General features: G+C 72.5%; 13 protein-coding genes and 1 pseudogene. 5 read left to right on the top strand and 9 right to left on the bottom strand.

Annotated features, from left to right (window positions below; genetic code table 11):
* Positions 1-28 precede the first annotated feature (28 nt).
* Positions 29-517, top strand: a complete 489-nt coding sequence (locus tag ACFVDM_RS13335) for a rhodanese-like domain-containing protein (RefSeq protein ID WP_383637488.1) — start codon at positions 29-31, stop codon at positions 515-517.
* Positions 518-734: 217 nt separating this feature from the next.
* On the opposite strand, the gene ACFVDM_RS13330 is transcribed toward ACFVDM_RS13335, so the two are convergent.
* Both ACFVDM_RS13330 and ACFVDM_RS13325 read right to left on the bottom strand, forming a co-directional pair.
* Positions 735-2,420 (bottom strand): DUF885 domain-containing protein, encoded by a 1,686-nt coding sequence (locus ACFVDM_RS13330; RefSeq protein WP_383637485.1) that lies wholly within the window; start codon positions 2,418-2,420, stop codon positions 735-737.
* 72 nt (positions 2,421-2,492) lie between these two features.
* The gene (locus ACFVDM_RS13325) at positions 2,493-2,999 is read right to left on the bottom strand and encodes an Lrp/AsnC family transcriptional regulator (protein ID WP_383637482.1); all 507 of its coding nucleotides are present in this window, start codon (positions 2,997-2,999) and stop codon (positions 2,493-2,495) included.
* 59 nt (positions 3,000-3,058) lie between these two features.
* On the opposite strand from ACFVDM_RS13325, the gene ACFVDM_RS13320 reads away from it, so the two are divergent.
* Positions 3,059-4,288 (top strand): trans-sulfuration enzyme family protein, encoded by a 1,230-nt coding sequence (locus ACFVDM_RS13320; protein WP_383637479.1) that lies wholly within the window; start codon positions 3,059-3,061, stop codon positions 4,286-4,288.
* A 128-nt stretch (positions 4,289-4,416) separates the two neighbouring features.
* Here ACFVDM_RS13320 and ACFVDM_RS13315 read toward each other — a convergent pair whose 3' ends face one another.
* The 5 genes from ACFVDM_RS13315 to ACFVDM_RS13295 all read right to left on the bottom strand — a co-directional run bounded on the left by ACFVDM_RS13315 (position 4,417) and on the right by ACFVDM_RS13295 (position 13,370).
* Positions 4,417-5,841: a GNAT family N-acetyltransferase gene (locus ACFVDM_RS13315; RefSeq protein ID WP_383638022.1), complete on the bottom strand. Its 1,425-nt coding sequence runs from the start codon at positions 5,839-5,841 to the stop codon at positions 4,417-4,419.
* A 222-nt stretch (positions 5,842-6,063) separates the two neighbouring features.
* Entirely contained in the window at positions 6,064-8,742 is a 2,679-nt protein-coding gene (locus tag ACFVDM_RS13310) for a DUF6493 family protein (RefSeq protein WP_383637476.1), read from the bottom strand.
* The gene (locus ACFVDM_RS13305) at positions 8,739-10,112 is read right to left on the bottom strand and encodes an SWIM zinc finger family protein (protein ID WP_383637473.1); all 1,374 of its coding nucleotides are present in this window, start codon (positions 10,110-10,112) and stop codon (positions 8,739-8,741) included. The genes ACFVDM_RS13310 and ACFVDM_RS13305 overlap by 4 nt, the downstream gene beginning before the upstream one ends.
* A 103-nt stretch (positions 10,113-10,215) precedes the next feature.
* A complete protein-coding gene (locus ACFVDM_RS13300; RefSeq protein ID WP_383637469.1) occupies positions 10,216-11,796 on the bottom strand; it encodes an alkaline phosphatase D family protein in 1,581 nt (526 codons plus the stop codon).
* 119 nt (positions 11,797-11,915) lie between these two features.
* Positions 11,916-13,370, bottom strand: a complete 1,455-nt coding sequence (locus ACFVDM_RS13295; protein ID WP_383637466.1) for a PLP-dependent aminotransferase family protein — start codon at positions 13,368-13,370, stop codon at positions 11,916-11,918.
* Positions 13,371-13,372: 2 nt separating this feature from the next.
* Between ACFVDM_RS13295 and ACFVDM_RS13290 the strand changes: the two are divergent.
* A pseudogene (locus ACFVDM_RS13290) lies at positions 13,373-14,266 on the top strand (DMT family transporter); the annotation flags it as partial.
* Positions 14,267-14,323: 57 nt separating this feature from the next.
* Here ACFVDM_RS13290 and ACFVDM_RS13285 read toward each other — a convergent pair.
* Positions 14,324-15,151: an alpha/beta fold hydrolase gene (locus ACFVDM_RS13285; protein WP_383637464.1), complete on the bottom strand. Its 828-nt coding sequence runs from the start codon at positions 15,149-15,151 to the stop codon at positions 14,324-14,326.
* 151 nt (positions 15,152-15,302) lie between these two features.
* Here ACFVDM_RS13285 and ACFVDM_RS13280 point away from each other — a divergent pair, with 151 nt between their 5' ends.
* Together ACFVDM_RS13280 and ACFVDM_RS13275 are read left to right on the top strand one after the other, a co-directional pair.
* Entirely contained in the window at positions 15,303-16,187 is an 885-nt protein-coding gene (locus ACFVDM_RS13280) for an RNA polymerase sigma-70 factor (protein WP_383637461.1), read from the top strand.
* Between the two features lie 349 nt (positions 16,188-16,536).
* Complete coding sequence (locus ACFVDM_RS13275) at positions 16,537-17,304, top strand: GntR family transcriptional regulator (protein WP_383637458.1); 768 nt, start codon at positions 16,537-16,539, stop codon at positions 17,302-17,304.
* A 46-nt stretch (positions 17,305-17,350) separates the two neighbouring features.
* Here the strand turns inward: ACFVDM_RS13275 and ACFVDM_RS13270 are convergent, their stop codons facing one another.
* Positions 17,351-18,508, bottom strand: a complete 1,158-nt coding sequence (locus ACFVDM_RS13270; protein ID WP_383637455.1) for an ROK family protein — start codon at positions 18,506-18,508, stop codon at positions 17,351-17,353.
* Positions 18,509-18,543 lie beyond the last annotated feature (35 nt).

The following is an 18,543-nucleotide window of genomic DNA, read 5'->3' as shown; positions in this document are numbered from 1 at the left end:
ACCGGTGCTCCGCTCGTAGATTTCTTGCATGACCTCGCAGCTCACCGCCCTCGGCGGCAACCCCGTTCTCCGTGTCCCGCCCGCGTCCCCCGCCGCGGCCGCCGCCTACTTCGGTGCCTCGCTCGCCTTCCACGCCGATGTTTCCGACGTCGCCGCCGCGATGGAGACCGACGGCGACCCCGGCTTCGTCCTCCTGGACTCCCGTTCGACCGCGGCCTGGGACCAGGGTCACGTCCCCGGCGCCCTGCACCTGCCGACCGCGCTCATCGCCGAGCAGGCCCCGGGACTGCTCGACCCCGCCGTGCCGGTGGTCACCTACTGCTGGGGCCCGGGATGCAACGGTGCCACCCGCGCCGCGCTCGCCCTCGCCGAACTCGGCTACCAGGTCAAGGAGATGCTCGGCGGTTTCGAGTACTGGGCACGCGAAGGCTTCGCCTACGAGACCTGGCAGGGGACCGAACGGCGTACCCCCGACCCGCTGACCGCCCCGGCCACCGACGCCGACTGCGGCTGCTGAGACGGCCACCGGGGCGCCCCGCCGCCCGTGCGGAGCCCGGAAGCGGCGGACGTGCCGGATGCGGCGGGTGCTCGGGTGCCGACCCGCGCAGCCCGGTCGGGGCCGGCGACGGGCGTGGCGCCCCGCTCCGGGCGGGCAGTCCCCGCCCCGGGCGGACACGCCCCGCAACATGCCGAAGCGGGCCCGGAACGCTGTCCGGACCCGCCTCGGCCGGTCGTCAGAGCTTCGACAGCTCGTCGACCAGATCGTCCAGACCCAGCGGCCCCTGGGACAGCGCGGCCATGTGCCAGGCCTTCAGGTCGAAGGAGTCCCCGTGCGCGGCGCGGGCGTTCTCCCGGCCCAGCAGCCAGGCCCGCTCACCCAGCTTGTAGCCGATGGCCTGACCCGGCATCGAGAGATAGCGGGTCAGCTCGCTCTCCACGAAGTCCGCCGGACGGCCGCTGTGGTTGCCGAAGAACTCCTGCGCCAGCGCCGGCGTCCACCGCTCGCCCGGGTGGAACGGCGAGTCGGCCGGGATCTCCAGTTCGGCGTGCATGCCGATGTCGACGATCACCCGGCAGGCGCGCATCATCTGCGCGTCCAGATAACCGAGACGCCGCTCGGCGTCCGGGAGGAAGCCCAGCTCGTCCATCAGCCGCTCCGCGTACAGGGCCCAGCCCTCGGCGTTGGCGCTGACGATGCCGATCGAGGCCTGGTAGCGCGACAGGCTGTCCGCGACGTGGACCCACTGCGCGAGCTGGAGATGATGACCCGGAACCCCCTCGTGGTACCAGGTCGAGACCAGGTCGTACACCGGGAACCGGGTCTCGCCCATGGTCGGCAGCCAGGTACGCCCCGGACGCGAGAAGTCCTCGGACGGACCCGTGTAGTACGGGGCCGCGGCGCCGCCGGGAGGCGCGATACGGGACTCCACCCGGCGCACCCGCTCGGCGAGTTCGAAGTGCGTGCCGTCCAGGGCCTCGATCGCCTCGTCCATCAGGTTCTGCAGCCAGACCTGGACCTCGTCGACGCCCTCGATGTGCTTGCCGTGCACATCGAGATGGGCCAGCGCCTCCCACGGACCGGAACCCGGCAGCACCTTCTCCGCCTCGGCACGCATCTCCGCCAGCAGCCGGTGGTACTCCGACCAGCCGTACGCGTACGCCTCGTCCAGATCCAGATCCGTACCGTTGAAATACCGCGACCAGCGCGCGTACCGCTCGCGTCCCACCGTGTCCGGCTCGCCCTCGACGGCCGGCGCGTACACGTCGCGCATCCAGTCGCGCAGCTCGACCAGCGAGGCGGTGGCCAGCGCGGCCCCCTCGTCCAGACCGGCGCGCAGCGCCTCCGGGCCCGGGGCCGTGAACTCCTGGAAGAAGCCGTTCCCACCCTCCCCGATCCACTCGTCGAGCTGACCGATGAACGTGGCCGTCGCACGCGGACCGCCGAGCAGCTTGCGCTCCAGACCCAGCGCGAGGCACGCGCGGTACCCCGCCAGAGCGTCCGGCACGGCGCGCAGCCGTTCCTCCACGGCCGCCCAGTCCTCGTCCGACTCGGTGGGCGTCACCGTGAAGACATCACGCACCGAATGCGCGGGGGAGTGCAGGTTCGACACGGCGCGCAGCGCCTCGTCGGCCTCGTGCACGGCCAGTTCCGCCGTCAGCCGCTCACGCAGCAGCCGGGCGCAACGGCGCTCGGCGTCATCGGCGGCACCCGGCAGCTCCTCCGCCCGGTCGAGCCGTGCGAGCGTGGTACGGGCCAGCTCGGCCAGGGCTTCCTGGCCGGCCGGGGAGAAGTCGGGAAGGCGGCGCGAGCTCTCCGCGACACCCAGATAGGTGCCGGAGATCGGGTCGAGTTCGATGAACGCGTCGACGTAGGCGTCGGCGACCTGGCGGGGCAGCGCGCTGCTGGAGGAGTCTGACATGTGGACATCCTCGTACACGGACGGCCCCCGAGTCACTATCAATCGGCCCCATGGGCCTGACTCGGCCGGGACTCAGCCCGAACCCGTCCGGGACTCGGCCGTTCCGGCCGCAGGCGGCAGCAGCGGTCCGCAGTCCCACTGCTGGAAGATCAACCGTGTCTCGACCCGGGCCACCTCCCGGCGCGAGGTGAACTCGTCCAGCACCAGACGCTGGAGATCGGCGGTCCCGGTCACCGCGACATGGACCAGATAGTCGTCGGGGCCGGTCAGATGGAACAGCGCCCGTGACTCGGGCAGCGCCCTGATCCGTTCGACGAACGGCCCGATCAGCTCCCGCCGGTGCGGTCGCACCTGGACGGACAGCAGCGCCTCCAGACCGCGCCCGAGCCGGGACGGGTCGAGCCGCAGCTGATGGCCGAGGATGACGCCCGAGCGGCGCAGCCGCGCCACCCGGTCCAGACAGGTCGACGGAGCGACCCCGACCTCGGCCGCGAGTTCGCGATAGGTGGTCCGGGCATCGTTCTGCAGCAGCCGCAGAATATGCAGATCCACCGTGTCCAGGGCGACGGAATCGGTCATCGGCCGAACGTAGCACGGAGTTTCTCCCGAACATCCCGTGCGGTGTTCACGCTCGGGCCATGGACACCGAAGCCTCGTTCGCGCCCTCGCCGACACCCCCGCTCAGGGCGCAGGCCACCGAAGCCGTGCACGCCGGCCGCGACGACCTCGCGGCCCTCGGCCTGCACGCCCCGCCCATCGATCTGTCCACCACCTACCCCTCCCACGACTCCCGGGGCGAGGCCGAACGCATCGACGCCTTCGCCGCCACCGGCGCCCGCCCCGACGGCCCGCCCGTCTACTCCCGCCTCGACAATCCGACGAACGCCCGCTTCGAGACGGCGCTCGCCCGCCTCGAAGGGACCGAGAGCGCCGTCGCCTTCGCCAGCGGAATGGCCGCGCTCACCGCCGTCCTCCTCGCCCGTGCCGCCGAGGGGCTGCGCCATGTCGTGGCCGTACGACCCCTGTACGGCTGCAGCGACCACCTGCTGGGCGCCGGTCTGCTCGGCACCGAGGTCACCTGGACCGACCCGGCCGGGATCACCGATGCCCTGCGCCCCGACACCGGACTGGTCATCGTCGAGACGCCGGCCAACCCGACGCTCGCCGAAGTCGACATCCGCGCCGTCGCCCACTCCTGCGGTTCGGTCCCGCTGCTCGTCGACAACACCTTTGCGACCCCCGTCCTCCAGCGGCCCGTCGAGCACGGGGCGCGCATCGTGCTGCACAGCGCGACGAAGTACCTCGGCGGCCACGGCGACGTGATGGGCGGAGTCGTCGCCTGCGACGAGGAGTTCGCCGCCCGCCTCCGGCAGGTGCGCTTCGCCACCGGAGGTGTCCTCCACCCCATGGCGGGATACCTGCTGCTCCGCGGTCTCTCCACCCTCCCGGTACGGGTCCGCGCCGCCTCGGCGAGCGCCGCCGAACTCGCCCGGCGCCTCTCCGCCGACCCGCGCGTCGCCCGCGTCCACTATCCGGAGATCGGTGGGGCCATGGTGTCCTTCGAGGTGTACGGCGACCCGCACCGGGTGACCGCCGCGGTGCGGCTCGTCACCCCCGCCGTCAGTCTCGGCAGCGTGGACACCCTCATTCAGCACCCCGCATCCATCAGCCACCGCATCGTGGACGAGAGCGACCGGCACGCCGCCGGAGTCGGCGACCGGCTCCTTCGCCTCTCGGTCGGCCTCGAAGACGTCGAGGACCTGTGGAGCGACCTCTGCCAGGCCCTCGGCGGCGAGGTGCCGCCCACCCGCCGCAGCGAGGACGCCGCACCGGTTCCGGCGGGTGCGGGTGGCGCGACCGGGCGGTAGCGCCGGGCTGCCGGTCGACCGGCCGATGCCGCCCCCGCTGGGCGGCATCGGTGGGCGGCATCGGCGGCCCGGCACCGGTGGGCGGCATCGGCGGCCGGGCCGGGAACCCGGTGCCGATGCCGCCGCTGTCAGCGCTCGGCCTGCTCGTACGGGGTCAGCGTGTGCGCCGGCGTCGCACCGAGCCGGGCGGTGATCACCAGGGTGCCCTCCTCTATCTGGTAGTCCAGGGGCAGCGAGAGCGCGCGCATCGCGGCGACCATGCCCGTGTTCGACGCCTGTGTGACCGCGTAGACGCTCTCGCAGCCCGCTTCGGCGGCGAGCGCCACCAGCCGGGCCAGCAGCTCGGAGCCGATGCCCCGCCGCTGCCAGTCGTCCTCGACGAGCAGCGCGACCTCGGTCTCGTCCCCGTCCCAGAGAAGGTGGCCGAGGGCCACGGTCCGACCCGACGCGGTCTGCGCGGCGAGCGTACGGCCGAAGCGCGGGCTCAGCAGGTGGTCGAGGTAGCGGTCGGCGTCGCCGACGGGGCCGTGGTACCTCAGGCGCAGGGTCTGCTCGGAGCAGCGGTCGTGCATGGCCCGCGCCGCTTCGAGATCGCTCCGGTCCGCGCGGCGGACGGTGATCGCGTTGCCCTCGGGCAGGGTGAGCACGTGCTTCCCGCGCGGGACCCGCGGGCCGAGCCGGGCGTCGAGTTCGACCAGGGCGCGCGCCCTCGCGAACTCCGTCGGAGTGAACGGGAGATAGGGGCGCTCCACGGTGATGACGCCGCCCGAGGGATCGCGCAGCCGCATCACCGTCTCCTCCAGGACACCTTCGACGGGTGCCGTCGCCCCGGTGGCCCGTCCGCCGATCGTTACCGCCGGCAGCGAGTGGATGGTGCACCTGCCCAGCAACTGCCTCAGCGCGAGGGGGAGTTCCGCGGCGTCCAGCGCCGTCCGGGTGGCCAGGCCGAGCACCCGGGTCGGGGCGTCCACCAGATCGTGGGCATCGGCCCGCTCGATCCAGGTCGAACTGCCCCCGGCCTCGGAGACGGCCCGGGTCAGTCGTGCGGCAGGAAGGGCGACGGGGGCTCGCAGCAGGAACTCGTCCACAGTGCCCTCCGCCAGCGGATGCGTCTGGAGGGTCAGAATGTCGACATGGTGACGTGCCAACTCCATGCACAGCGCCGCCAGACTGCCCGGCGCGTCCCGGACCGTGGTCCGCATCCGCCACAGCACGGTCCCGCCCGGCTCGCGGTCCGTGTCCTCCGCCGTGCCGCTCACCCCCTGGCCGTGCACCGCTCCGGTCGCAACCGCGCCGGGGGGCGTGCTTCGACCCGCTGCGTCCCCGGTGTCCGGCGGAGGGGCGTGACTGTGGCGCCGGGCCCACCAGGTGTGGAACGCGGCCGTGGCCGTCAGGGCCACCGCCGAGGCGATCAGCAGATACGGGCCGTCCGGCTGGTGCCCGATCAGGTTCGCGATCGCGTCGGCGACGGCGACGGCGGTGAACAGAGCGGCCAGCTCGATCAGGTCCCGCCGCCAGTGATGGGGTCGGCGGGCATGCTGCGCGGGTGTCATATCAGTCATGACCTCACTGTGCGGGAACGGTGTTGCCTGATCACGAACGCTCTGTGACCGATCGGTTAAGTGTGGGTCTGGTGGCCTATCGTCTGGTTCCCGTTGGTTGTCATGTGGCCTTCTCCCGGCGTTCCGGACGAGTGAAGGCGCTCGTCCCCGGGTGTCCCGGCCGGATCGTTCCCTGCCGGGACACCCGCTCCGTTGCCCCACGTGGGGACCTTCCTACGGGGTGGCGTCCTGTCCTTCCCCGCATGCCGCTTCCAGCCGTGCCGCCTGCCGCACCAGCTGGGTCGAGCCGCCGCGCGCCGCCGTGGCGGCGAGGCCGGGTATCGGCCCGGCCTTCGGCGGCCCGCTCCGCTCCACGCATTCGGCGGCCACCGCGAGCAGATCGCTCAGCCCCCGCGGCGCCTTCTCCCGTCCGAGCAGCGCGGGGAGCACCGGGACCAGCACCGAGAGCACCGTCCGGCAGGCGCCCGTCGACGCCGCCGTACGGGCGGAGTCCGCCAGCCTCGCCGGCTTCACCAGCTCCCGCCCCATGAGGTCCCCCAACTGGCCGGAGAGCAACTCCGCGTCCAGCCTGCCCCGGGCAGCCATGACCAGCAGCGCGTCGACCGCCGACAGCCGGTCCTCGGCGAATCGCGCCCCGAGTCCGTAGGCCAGCGCCAGATGGACGGCGTGCCCGGACGGCCCCTCGGACTCGGCGAGATCGGGCAGGGGCCAGGCCATGCCCCGCTGTTCCTCGACATCGGTGAGCGAGGGGAGCAGCCAGGCCGCCAGCGTGTCGGCGTCCTCGGGCAAGGTCGCGATCCACTGCGGCGACCTGTCGCCCCAGTGGTAGCACCGCTGCTGTCTCGGGGAGTGCGGGCGTCCGAGCCAGTGGAAGGTGCGCGGGAACTCCTGCTGGATGACCAGGCGCTCCTTCGTGGCCAGGAGGAGGCGGCGCGTGCTCACCACCGACCGCTGGAGCCAGCCGCGCTCCGACCGCGGCTCCACTTCGACAGGACGTCTCAGGACGGGGGCCACCGGCTCGTCCGCACGGATCCAGGCGGCCAGCCGGTCCCCCTCCCGCGTGCCGAGAGCGGCTGCCGCGTCCGCCGCGCGCCCCTCGCCGGTGCGGCGCACCCTCAGCAGCGCCTGTCCGAAGTCGGCCGGGCCCGGTGCGAGTCCCCGGTCGCGGTAGACGGTTAGGCGCTCGACCAGCTCCGCCGGGTCGAGGGAGCCGGTGTGCCACGTGGGCGTGGCGAGGAGGAAGGGCAGATCACCCTTCCGAATCGCGGCGGCTGCCTCCCACAGCCGGGCGTAGAGCACTCCTTCGAGGGCCGCGTGGCAGCAACTGCCCGTGGCCGTCCACCGGCTGCGGCCCTCGTCGATCGCGGTGGCGGAGACCCTTCCGAGGAAGGCGGCCACGACGACCTGCAATCCGTCGTGGTTCCGCGAGAACCGGCGGTCGATCTCCTCCTGGGACAGTTGGATCGCCGGATCCGCCCACCACTGTCCCGCGAGGGCGGTCGGCAGTGCGTCGGTCAGACCCTTCCGGTCGTCATGAGCACAGCGGATCAGCCCGTCCAGCACCCGCTCGAACGCGGTCACCTCCCCTGCACGGGTGCGGACCAGGGACACGTACTCCTCCACCAGCTCCGCCGCGCCGGACACGGCGGGCCCCAGGCGCCGCGCCACCGGTGCGGACGGAAGGGTCTCCTCGTAGGCGTCGACCGGCGGACCACCGTCCCGCGTCTCACCGAAGACGGCGCGGGCCGCCGGCTGATGCACCGGACCCAACTGCGCCGCCAGATCCGAGACTTCCTCGCGCACCGCGGGTGCCGTGGCGGAGAGATGGCGGGCCACGAGCTTCAGGGCCTGCTCCTGGACCGCGATGTCCGGATGGCCGAACACCTCCGCGACGAGCGGCAGCAGTGCGTCGGCCGCCTCCGGGGCGCGCCGCAGCACCTTGCCCAGCAGGACCAGCTGCGCCCGCACCAGCTTTTTCTCGGAGCGGAAGAGGACGGGACCCGAGACCTCGGCCCACTGGCGCACCGAGACCCCGCCCTCGGCGTCCAGCCGGGCGAGCACGGACAGGGCGTGGCCCGCCACGGCGGACGTGCCGTCCGACGCCATCGCCATCCAGTCCGTGATCCGGGCACTCTCCTCCTCCGCCGTGGGTTCGAGCCCCTGCAACAGACGCAGACAGAACCGCAGGTCCGACGGCTTTCCGCCCCGGAGCAGACGGGTGACGCAACGGTCCACGAGCGGGTCGCGGTCGAGCAGGCCCTCCCTGGTGAGCACCGCCAGTGAGGTCGGCCAGTCGTCCGTCGGGTCCTGGGTATTGGTCCACGTCACCTGGGTGGGCACCTCCGGCATCTCCAGCAGGTGCGGCACCAACTCGGCGAGGTGCGGCTCGTCGCGCAGGACGTCCACCAGGGGCCGCGACCGGCGGTGGCCCCACCGTGTCTGGTTGACGCGCTCCGACCAGCCCCGGACCAGCCCGTCCGACACGGGCAGGGGGCAGCCGGCCATCCGCACCAGCTCGGCGACCAGGCGGAACTCCGCGTCGGACTCGATGCTGCGGGCACTCAGACGGCGGGCGAGATCCGCGAGCCATGCGGGATCGCGGTCGGCCAGCACGCCGAGCAGCCTCGGGTAGGGGGAGTGCACCCAGTCACGCATCTCCCGTGCTCCGATCCACGTGGCGCATCCCGCGGCCCCGCCGTGACAACCGGCGCCGGCGATCAGGATCGCCTTCCGGGTCCTCGTGCGCTCGCCCCACGGCCAGGTGCGCGACTCCTTGCGCAGCTCCTTCAACTCGTCCAGAACCGCGCGGCGTTCCGCCTTGCCCAGGGGGGCGAGGAGGGCGGGGATGTCGTCCAGGCGGCCCTCGTGGACCGCGGTGAGCAGCTCGCTCATCGTGTGCCTCCCGCAGGAACGGCGCCCCGGCGGACCATGCGGACGGCCAGGGCGTGCTTGCAGGGACCTCGCCGGCCCCGGTAGTCCGCCCACCACGGGCAGGTGCAGCTCAGCGCGCCGTTGTGCTCACGGACCTGGTAGCGGCGGTCTGCGGAGGCCACGGCGGCCAGATCGCCGTCGAGCGTGACCGCGCCCGACCGGGCCAGCACACGGGCGGCGACCAGCCTCGGATTGTGGCGCTCGGCGCGATCGGCGTCGTACGGCAGCTCGCGGTGGAAGTACGCCGCGTCCGCGAGGTCGTAGCCGACCCGGCCGGCGGTCCCGAGCCGCGTCAGCGCCGCCCGTACGCGCTCCACCGGAAGGCCCGACCGCTCCGCCAGCTCCGCCGGCTCGATACGCGGTTCCCAGGCCAGCAGCACCGAGACGAGTTCGGCGTCGGCTGCGGCGTCGTCCGTGGCGAGAGCTTCCAGGACACCGCCCTCCCCGGAGAATCCGCGCGACACCTCGGGCGACAGGGTCAGCGTCAGCCGCATGCCCGGCAGGACCACCTCCCAGGCGCTGGAGGCCGGGACCCCGTCGGCCGGAGGCCCGTACACCCGTAGTGCCGTCGCATACCGAAGGACGCGCTGCAGGGCTGCCAGGCGCTGCGGTCCCGGGAGACAGACGGCCCCGGGCGCCGGTCGCGACGTGGGCCGCAGCGCGCGGCCCGCCGGAACCACCCACTGCACAGCGCGCGACGCGGCGCCGGACGCGCGGGAGAGCGGGCGCAGGAACCGGACTGCTTCGGCCGCCGGGAGCTCAGCCCGCAGATCGAACGCAGCGGACGCCACCTGGGCCTCCGCGAATCCCCGCAGCCACCGGTCGGGGAGCGGGATCTTCTTCTCCACCACCCGCTCACGGGCCGTCGTGACCGCCAGTTCCTCCGGACCCACCCGCAGATGCAGCGGATCGTCACCGGCCGTCCGGGACAGCGCCTCCCGCAGGGGGTTGTTCACATCCACGTTCGTGGTGCCGTGCCCGGTCTCGACGCCCTCCAGGCCCTCGCTGAGTACGTCGAGGCGTGCGTAGACACCGCAGCAGCCGGAGAAGGACTCGAAGCGCAACCGGTCACCGTTGCCCGTCACCACGGGGTCCAACGACGCGTGCAGACTCCGTTGGTAGTACCGGGCGGACGCCACGTCGGCCACGGCCAGCAGACCGCGCGCGGCGATGTGCGGCGAGGCGAGAAAGCCTTCGAAGAAGCGGGGGTGCGGTTCGGCGCCGCGCGGTGTGAGGCCGCCCGCGGTCTCCAGGCCGAGCGACTGCCCCGCCTGCGAGGACAGCAGTGCGGAGGGACGGGAGTAGGCCAGCGCCTGTACGGATCGGGTCATGAAAAAACCGTAGGACCCGCCACTGACAATCGGGCCGGGCGAGGTGTGCCGAAACGCGCACCGGCACACCTCGCGCTTCTCGTCCGTCAGGTTCCCGACGGCGTCACTGACCCACCCGGCCGGGCTGGAGAACCTTGGTGAACAGAACGGATCCGCCCTGCTCACGAAGGCGGACCGTCAACTCGCCGCTGACGCCGTCGATGTCGATCTCGCCGAACAGCGAAGGAGTCTCCATCGGGGAGACGTTCGCTCGATCAGGTGATTTGACGAAGACCTGGTCCGGGCCAAAGGTCCGGTCGAGCGCGTTGGCCGGGAACTGGCCCGCGGCCAGTGGGCCCGTGACGAACTCCCAGAAGGGGGCGAAGTCCTGGAAGGCCGCCCGCTCCGGCCGGTAGTGCTGGGCGGAGGTGTAGTGCACATCGGCTGTGAGCCACACCGTTCCGGTGATCCGCTGGTGCTTGATGTGGCGGAGCAGTTCGGCGATCTGGAGTTCGCGGCCGAGCGGAGCGCCGGGATCGCCCTGCGACACCGCCTCGAAGTCCGTCGCGCCGTCGGCGACGACCAGCCCGAGCGGCATGTCGGCGGCGATCACCTTCCAGACGGCACGGGACTTCGACAGCGCACGCTTCAGCCACTTCAGCTGCTCCGCGCCGAGGATTCCGGTGGTGTCGTCGGCCTGCCGCCCGGGTGAGTTGGCGTTGCGGAACGTACGCATGTCCAGCACGAACAGGTCCAGCAGCGGACCGTGCGGAACCACTCGGTGCACACGGCCCTCACCGTTCGAACGGCGCAGGGTCGACACGGGGAAGTACTCGCCGAAGGCCCGCATGGAACGCGCCGCCAGTACGTCCACGTTCTTCTCGGCGTACCGGACGTCATCGAGGATCTGGCCCGGATACCAGTTGTTCCGCACCTCGTGGTCGTCCCACTGGATCACCGACGGCACCTGGGCGTTGAAGGCGCGCAGGTTGTCGTCGAGCAGGTTGTACCGGAAGTTCCCCCGGTACTCCGCCAGCGTCTCGGCGACCTTCGACTTCTCCACGGTGGTCACGTTCCGCCAGACCCGCCCGTCGGGAAGCGTCACACTCGGCTCGATCACCCCGTCCGCGTAGATGTTGTCGCCGCTGCACAGGAAGAAGTCCGGGTCCAGACGGCGCATCTCGTCGTACACCCGGTACCCGCCGATGTCCGGGTTGATGCCCCAGCCCTGCCCCGCGATGTCACCGGACCACACGAAGCGCACCCCGTCCCGCCGCCGGGCCGGAGCCGTCCGGAACGTGCCGTACACGGGCCGGCCCGTACGCCGGGGGTCCTCCGGATCGGCGAGGGTCACCCGGTAGTGGACCTGCTCGCCCGCGGGCAGCCCGTGCAGCGGGGTCGTCCCGGTGAAGTCCGTGCCAGGGCCCAGCAGCGGACCGTGCCAGATGCGCGGACGACGGAAGGACTCCGTCGCGGAGGTCTCCACCAGCATCCGAGCCGGGCGGTCGGAACGCACCCACACGAGGGCGGTCGACGAGGTGACATCGCCGACCTGGACGCCCCACGCCGCGTCCGGGCGGCCCGACCGGGCGAAGGCGGGCGCCGCGGGACCGAGGACGGGGACGGCGAGGGCGGCCGGGACCGCCAGCGAGCCGCGCAGCACGGTGCGGCGGCCGGGGGAAGGAACGCGCGGACGGAACGGCATCGAGTGGCCTCCGGGGCGACGGAACGGATCTGCTGACCGACCGGCCCACCCTCGCGCCCGCCGGAGACCGTCACACCAACGCGAGGTGAACACCCGGGCCCGGCACCGCCGGAGCGATATCAGAAGCCGTCCTGGGCCTTGGCCAGCAGCCGTAGCCCGCGTCCGATCTCGGCGGGCGCCAGATGCGCGTACCCCAGCACCAGAGCGATCGACCAGTCCGCCGGTGCCACCGTCCCGCAGTCGCTCAGCGGACGCAGGGCGATTCCGGCCCCCTCCGCGCGGGCCAGGAACTCCGCCTCGGGCCCGTAGCGCTCGGGAAGACGCGCGATGATGTGCAGTCCGGCGGCGATTCCGCTGACGGCGGTGCCCGGGAAGTACGTGGACAGAGCCGTCGTCATGGCGTCGCGACGTTCCCGGTAGGCGCGTTGGCAGCGCCGCAGCTGACGGTCGTAGTCGCCCCGGACGACGAAGTCGGCGAGCACCGCCTGGTCCAGGCTCGGATTGCCGAGGTCCATCGTCCGCTTCCGGTCCACCAGTTCGTCCGTCATCGAGGCCGGGGCCAGCAGCCAGCCCAGCCGCAGTCCGGGTGCGAGCGACTTGCTCACCGATCCCGTGTACGCGACATGCTCGGGATCGAGCCCCTGCAGCGCGCCGACCGGGGCGCGGTCGTAGCGGAAGTCCCCGTCGTAGTCGTCCTCCATGATCACGGCGTCGTTCTCCCGGGCCCAGTCGAGCAGCCGGCTGCGCCGGGCGGCGGAGTAGGCGATTCCGGTGGGGAACTGATGGGCCTGCGTCGTCACCACGGCACGCACCCCCGAAGCTTCGAGCGATGCGATTTCCAGCCCTTCGTCGTCCAGGGGAAGCCGTTCTGTGTCCAGCCCGGCGGAGGCGAAGAGCGCGGCGTGCTCGGGGCTCCCGGGGTCCTCGACGCCGACGGTGCGCTGTCCCCGCCCGTGCAGCACGAACCCCAGCAGGGTGGTTGCCTGGGCGACGCCCGAGCAGACCAGCAGCCGTTCCGGATCGGCCACCACCCCGCGGCGTCGGGTCAGCAGCGCGGCGAGCGCGACGCGCAGCTCGGGCAGACCGCGGGGGTCCGGGTATCCCAGGGCGCTGTGCGGCAGCCGGTTGATGACCGAACGGTGTGTGGCGGCCCAGGCGCTGCGGGGAAACAGCGAAAGATCCGGAGTGCCCGGCCGGAAGTCGACGAGAGTGCCCGGTCCGCGAGGCGCGAGATCGCGGGCCCCGTCCGCCGCCGCGCGCACCGACCCGCTCACCCAGGTGCCCGCCCCGCGGCCACTGCGCAGATAGCTCTCCGCAGTCAGCTGCTCGTAGGCCTCCGTGATCAGACCGCGCGACACACCCAGATCGGCGGCGAGCGCACGGCTCGACGGCAGCCGGGTCCCCGGCACCAGACGGCCGGAACGTACGGCCTCGCGCAGCGCGGACTGCAGGGCGCGCCCCCGGCCACGCGCCGGTGCCGCCGCGGCCGGCAGCAGCAGCTCCCAGGCCGCCGACACGGACTCGTGCACGTCAGCGGCACCGGCATGCTCTGAATTGGTCCTCGAAGACGTCATGAATGTGGACCTTAATCCGGACCGCCGGAATGCCTAGCGTCATTCACATGAATACGACCTCACTGCGCGGCGCCGCCTTCGCCGCCTTCGCCTGCGTCCTCGTCGGTGCCTCCTTCACCGCCAACAGCGTGCTCGGCGCATACCCCTACGCCGGGGGACAGACCCTGCGCTACGGCCTCGCCGCCCTCCTGCTCATCCCTCTGCTCAGGCCGCCCGAGGGACCCGGGCCGATGCAGGTGCTGCGCGCGCTCACCGGCCGCCAGTGGGCGCGGCTCGCCGTGCTCGCCGCTGTGGGAATGGTCGGATTCAACCTGGCCGTCCTGACCGCGGAACGCTCGGCGGAGCCGGCAGTTCCGGGAGTATTCGTCGGCTGCGCCCCGATCGTCGTGGCCGTTCTCGTGCCGCTCGGCGATGGGCGCCGGCCGACGCGAACCGTCCTTCTCGCGGCCACACTGGTCGCCGCCGGTGCCTTCACCGTGCAGGGATGGGGGCGCACGGACACCGCGGGCATTCTGCTGTCCGTCGGGGCGCTGGCCGGTGAGGTGGGGTTCGCCCTGATCGCCGTGCCCGTGCTGCGCCCGCTGGGGCCCCGGCTCCTGTCGGCCACCGCGTGCGCGTTGGCCGCTGCGGAGTCAGCCGTCATCGGCGTGGTGCTCGACGGGGCGGGGTTCGTGCGGGTGCCCACGGGCGAGGAGACCGTGGCGCTGCTGTGGCAGGCCGCCGTGGTCACGGTCATCGGCTTCGTCTGCTGGTACCGGGGGATCCAGCGGATCGGCGCCGAACGGGCCACGCTCTTCTCCGGGCTGATCCCCGTCTCCGCCGCCGTCACGGCCCCCCTGGTCGGAGCGGGTACGTACGGGCCCGCTCAGGCTGCCGGGAGCTGTCTGGTCGGGCTCGGAGTGGCGATCGGCTCGGGTCTGCTGCGGCGGCGCGGAGGCGGACCGGCCGGGGATTCAGCGGCTCGTGTCGAGAATCACCCGGGAGACGAGGGCGGGGTCGTCGTTCATCGGGACGTGGCCGCAGCCGGGAAGCCTGACGAGGCGGGCCTCGGGAAGCGTGTGCTTGGCCCGGATGCCCTGGCGGCGCAGAAGCAGCCGGTCGCGGCCGCCCCAGGCGATGGTCACCGGTAGGCCCGGTATGTCGTCGCGGAACAGGGTGTTCCGTCCGGCGGCGAGCGTTCGGTGGAAGCCGGTCGCGCCGCGCAGGGCCAGGGTCTCGGACGTCGCCGCCTCGGGGGAGCGGCGACCGGGCCGGGCGTAGATGGTGCTGGTGAGAACGGTACGCCCGGCGGCGGTGCGCGACAGCCGCTCGATCAGGGGCAACGGCATCGACAAGGCGGCCCGTCGCATGGCGCGCAGTGTGGTGAACGCGTACCGGCGTTCGCTCTCGTTCCAGAAGCCGGCGGGCGACAGGGCCGTCACGGAACGCGCGAGCCCGACCCGTCCCAGTTCCAGGGCGAGCAGCCCGCCGAGCGAGTTCCCCGCCACATGCGGCCGGCGCACCCCGATGGCCTCGCAGAAGGCGCCGAGGACGGGGACCACGGTGCCGAGATCGTACGGGAGGTCGTCGGGCAGGCCGGGCGAGGCCCCGAATCCGGGCAGGTCGACGGCTATGACATCCCGCTCGACGGCGAGGACCGGTACGACCGGGTCCCACGCCTGGAGGTGGTGGCCGATGCCGTGCAGCAGGAGCAGAGGTGCACCGGAGCCCGCACGCTCGTAGGCCACGGACACGGTGCGCGGTCCTCGGGGCGACTCGACGGTGAACGAGGCCGTGGCCATGGGGACTCCTGGGGAATGCGGCGCGTCGTCGATGCGCCGACCGATGAGGTAGACGGACTGTCAACAACAATTACCGCCAGGTAGCTTGCAGTTCAAGGGGTCTGCGTCACGGGAACTGGACACCGCGCGACGCGTCGGCTGGGATGGTCCGGTGACGACCGAAACCGTGACCGACGTCTTCGAAGAGCACCGGCCCGTCCTGATCGGGGTCGCCTATCGCATGCTCGGCCGTATCGCCGACGCCGAGGACGTGGTCCAGGAGGCATGGCTCCGGTGGTCGGCCGCCTCCCGCGAGGAAGTGCGTGAACCACGTGCCTTCCTCGTCCGGATCGTCACTCGTCTCGCCATCGACCGGCTGCGCCAGATCGGCACGCGGCGCGAGGCGTACGTGGGGCCGTGGCTCCCGGAACCCCTGGTCACGGACTTCGGACCCACCGTTCCGGACACGGCGGAGCAGGCCGTACTGGCCGAGTCCGTCTCCGTCGCCGTGCTCGTCGTCCTCGAATCGCTCTCTCCGCTGGAACGCGCCGTCTTCGTGCTGCGCGAGGCCTTCGGATTCCCGTACGCGGAGATCGCGGCCACGCTCGACCGGGGCGAGGCCGCCGTGCGCCAGCTCGCGGGGCGCGCCCGGCGTCACGTGGAGGAACGCAAGCCCCGGTACGACGTCGATCCCGTCCAGCGCCGCGACCTCACCGAGCGCTTCCTCGCCGCGGCGGCCGGAGGCGACATCGAGGAGCTGCTGGCCCTGCTGGCACCCGACGTGAGGCTCGTCGGCGACAGCGGCGGCAAGTCCAAGGCGCCGCTCCGGGTCCTGGAGAGCGCGGACAAGGTCGGCAGGTTCCTCTTCGCGGTCGCCCACGGGCAGGTCCCGGACATGGAGATCCGCCTGGTGGAACTCAACGGCGCGCCGGGCGCCCTGGTCCTCTCCGGCGGAAGGCCGGACTCCGTGTGCCAGGTGGAGATGCGCGCCGGCGTCGTCCAGTGCGTCTATATCGTCCGCAACCCCGACAAGCTGACCACGCTCGCCGTCGACTAGCCCACGTATCGGCGGGGCGCCGGCCGCCACTGGCGGCCCGGCCCCTTCCCGCCCTCCGCCGGATTCCCGCCGAGGAACGCGGCCTCCGGAAGTCCTGTCGCGCTCCCGCCCCAGGCGTGCCCAGTAGCCAACCACGACCCGCCCCGGACGTGGGGCTTTGTGCTGCGCACGGACCTCGGGTCCGCGAACGTCCTGTGAACGCTGCGCGGCTGGCCTTCGATTCACAGCTTCGCGGCCCGAGGATTGGTCTTGACCAAGGGGGTGCGTCGTCCTATGGTCTCAACGTTAAGACAGGAACCTTTAATAAATAACGTCGCGGAAAAGCCGCTGGGCGATTGCGGAGGACAGGGTGGGGACCACGCAGCTGGAAACGGTGCAGGAGCCGAAGTACTGGCACCTCAAAACCGTGCTCAGTGAGGCACTCGACTCGGACTTTGCGGTGGGGGAGATCCTCCCGAACGAGCGTGAGCTCGCCGCTCGGTTCGGCGTCGCCAGAGCTACGCTCCGGCAGGCCCTGGAACAGCTCGAACTGGAGGGCAGACTGCAGCGCCGCCGCGGTGTGGGCACCACGGTCGCCCCGCCCCGCGTGGGCGTGGCGGTCTCCACGGCCCGGCACGACTGGACCGGCGGCGGAGCCGGCGAGGCCTGGCAGGCAGTCGACTGCGAGAGCGCCGCGGCACCGGCTGCCGTGGCCGGCATGCTCGACATCGGTGTCGACGAGCCCGTGCACATCGTGCGCCGCATCCGTGTCACCCAGGGGCAGGCGGTGGCGGCGGAGCTGCTGTACGTGCCTTCCGCCTCCGTTCCGGAGCTCTCGGCCATAGAGACGCCCTCCGGCCCCGCCCGTGCCCGCAACGTCGTCCGCGAACTGCACCGTCTGGGCCTCGACGGCCAGGACCGTTCCGTGGAACTCGGCTCCGCTCGTGTCGACGACGCCAAGGAACTCGACCGGCTCCCCGGCGCCCCCGTCCTCGTCGTCACCACCCGCTACCTCGCCGCCGGCGGCACGGCGGCCGTCTCCGTCGCCACCTACCGGGCCGACACCTGCCGCCTCACCTTCGGCGACTCCGGTGCCCTGGAGATCAGCCACCACGAGGACGCGCGCCAGGCGTCCTGACCCGCCGCCCGCCCCGGCCGGGGCGGGCATCCCGCGGCCCGTCGCATCAGCGGCGGGCCGTCACCGTTCCCTCCACCGCGAACAACTCCTCCTCGACGTGGTCGAGCGCCAGCCTCAGCGCGCCCGTGGCCACCGCGGCCTCCCCGAGGAGCGACAGAGCCACCCGCGGCGGGCGCAGGCAGTAGCGCGCCAGCTCGTTGCGCAGCGGGTCCAGAACGCCGTCCAGGCCCGCTGCCCAGCCCCCCACGACCACCAGCTCGGGATCGAGCGCCAGAGCCAGTGCCGCCACATCGTGGACCAGCCGCTGGATGAAACGCTCGACAGCGGCCTGCGCCCGCTCGTCACCGTGCCGCGCCTTCGCGAACACCGCCGCGACCGCCTGCTCGTCCAGCGGATCCAGGGGGGTGTCCGTCGTGGACAGCAACCGCTCCGGCGTCACCTCACGGCCCAGCAGGTGCAGCGCACCGATCTCACCGGCCGCACCACCGAACCCGCGGTGCAACCGCCCCCCGATCAGCGAACCGGCTCCGGGGCTCAGGCCGGCCAGCACGAACACGATGTCGTCGGACTCCCTGCCCGCGCCCTTCCAGTGCTCCGCCACGGCCGCCGCGTTCGCATCGTTCTCGACGAGGACGGGACAGCGGAACGAGCGGCCGAGACGTTCACCGAGCGCCAGCCCCGTCCAGCCCGGCAGCGCTGTGCCGAGCCGCACCGTGCCATCGGCCTCCACGATGCCGGGACTGCCCACACCGACGGCTCGCAGGCTGCTGCGCGCCACGCCCGTCCGCCGCAGGACGTCCGCGACGACGGCCCGTACCTTGTCGAGCCGGTCGTCCGCGCTCGCCGTCTCCGACACCTCACGCGAACCGGCCCCGATGATCCGGCCGTCCAGGCCCGACAGCAGCGCCGACACCCGGTGAGGACCGATCTCGATCCCCAGTAGATGCCCCGCCTCGGCCCGGAACCGGAACCGGCGGGCCGGCCGTCCCTGCCGACGCGCCTCCGCCCCGTCGGGCGCCGACTCGACGACGAGCCCGGCCTCGAAGAGACCCTCCATGACACCTTCGACCGTCGGCCGGGACAGGCCCGTGATTCGCGTCAGATCCGTGAGTGTCGGAGAACCCGCACCTCGGAGGGCATGCAGCACCACCGCGGAATTGATCCGACGCAGCAACGACGGGTCCCCACCGGTCAGCCGGCCCACGGTGTGTCCTCCCAGCTCGTGCGCATGTCAGGCGG

This window comes from Streptomyces sp. NPDC057682, assembly GCF_042799575.1.
In the GTDB taxonomy this organism is placed as follows: Bacteria; Actinomycetota; Actinomycetes; order Streptomycetales; family Streptomycetaceae; genus Streptomyces.
This window is presented reverse-complemented; position numbering and strand designations above follow the sequence as displayed.

Bases quoted from the DNA above. Each gene is read 5' to 3' on its own strand.
- ACFVDM_RS13295 (WP_383637466.1), bottom strand. From the start codon at position 13,370: ATGACGTCTTCGAGGACCAATTCAGAGCATGCCGGTGCCGCTGACGTG.
- ACFVDM_RS13320 (WP_383637479.1), top strand. From the start codon at position 3,059: ATGGACACCGAAGCCTCGTTCGCGCCCTCGCCGACACCCCCGCTCAGG.
- ACFVDM_RS13335 (WP_383637488.1), top strand. From the start codon at position 29: ATGACCTCGCAGCTCACCGCCCTCGGCGGCAACCCCGTTCTCCGTGTC.
- ACFVDM_RS13300 (WP_383637469.1), bottom strand. From the start codon at position 11,796: ATGCCGTTCCGTCCGCGCGTTCCTTCCCCCGGCCGCCGCACCGTGCTG.
- ACFVDM_RS13310 (WP_383637476.1), bottom strand. From the start codon at position 8,742: ATGAGCGAGCTGCTCACCGCGGTCCACGAGGGCCGCCTGGACGACATC.
- ACFVDM_RS13315 (WP_383638022.1), bottom strand. From the start codon at position 5,841: ATGACACCCGCGCAGCATGCCCGCCGACCCCATCACTGGCGGCGGGAC.
- ACFVDM_RS13325 (WP_383637482.1), bottom strand. From the start codon at position 2,999: ATGACCGATTCCGTCGCCCTGGACACGGTGGATCTGCATATTCTGCGG.
- ACFVDM_RS13305 (WP_383637473.1), bottom strand. From the start codon at position 10,112: ATGACCCGATCCGTACAGGCGCTGGCCTACTCCCGTCCCTCCGCACTG.
- ACFVDM_RS13330 (WP_383637485.1), bottom strand. From the start codon at position 2,420: ATGTCAGACTCCTCCAGCAGCGCGCTGCCCCGCCAGGTCGCCGACGCC.
- ACFVDM_RS13285 (WP_383637464.1), bottom strand. From the start codon at position 15,151: ATGGCCACGGCCTCGTTCACCGTCGAGTCGCCCCGAGGACCGCGCACC.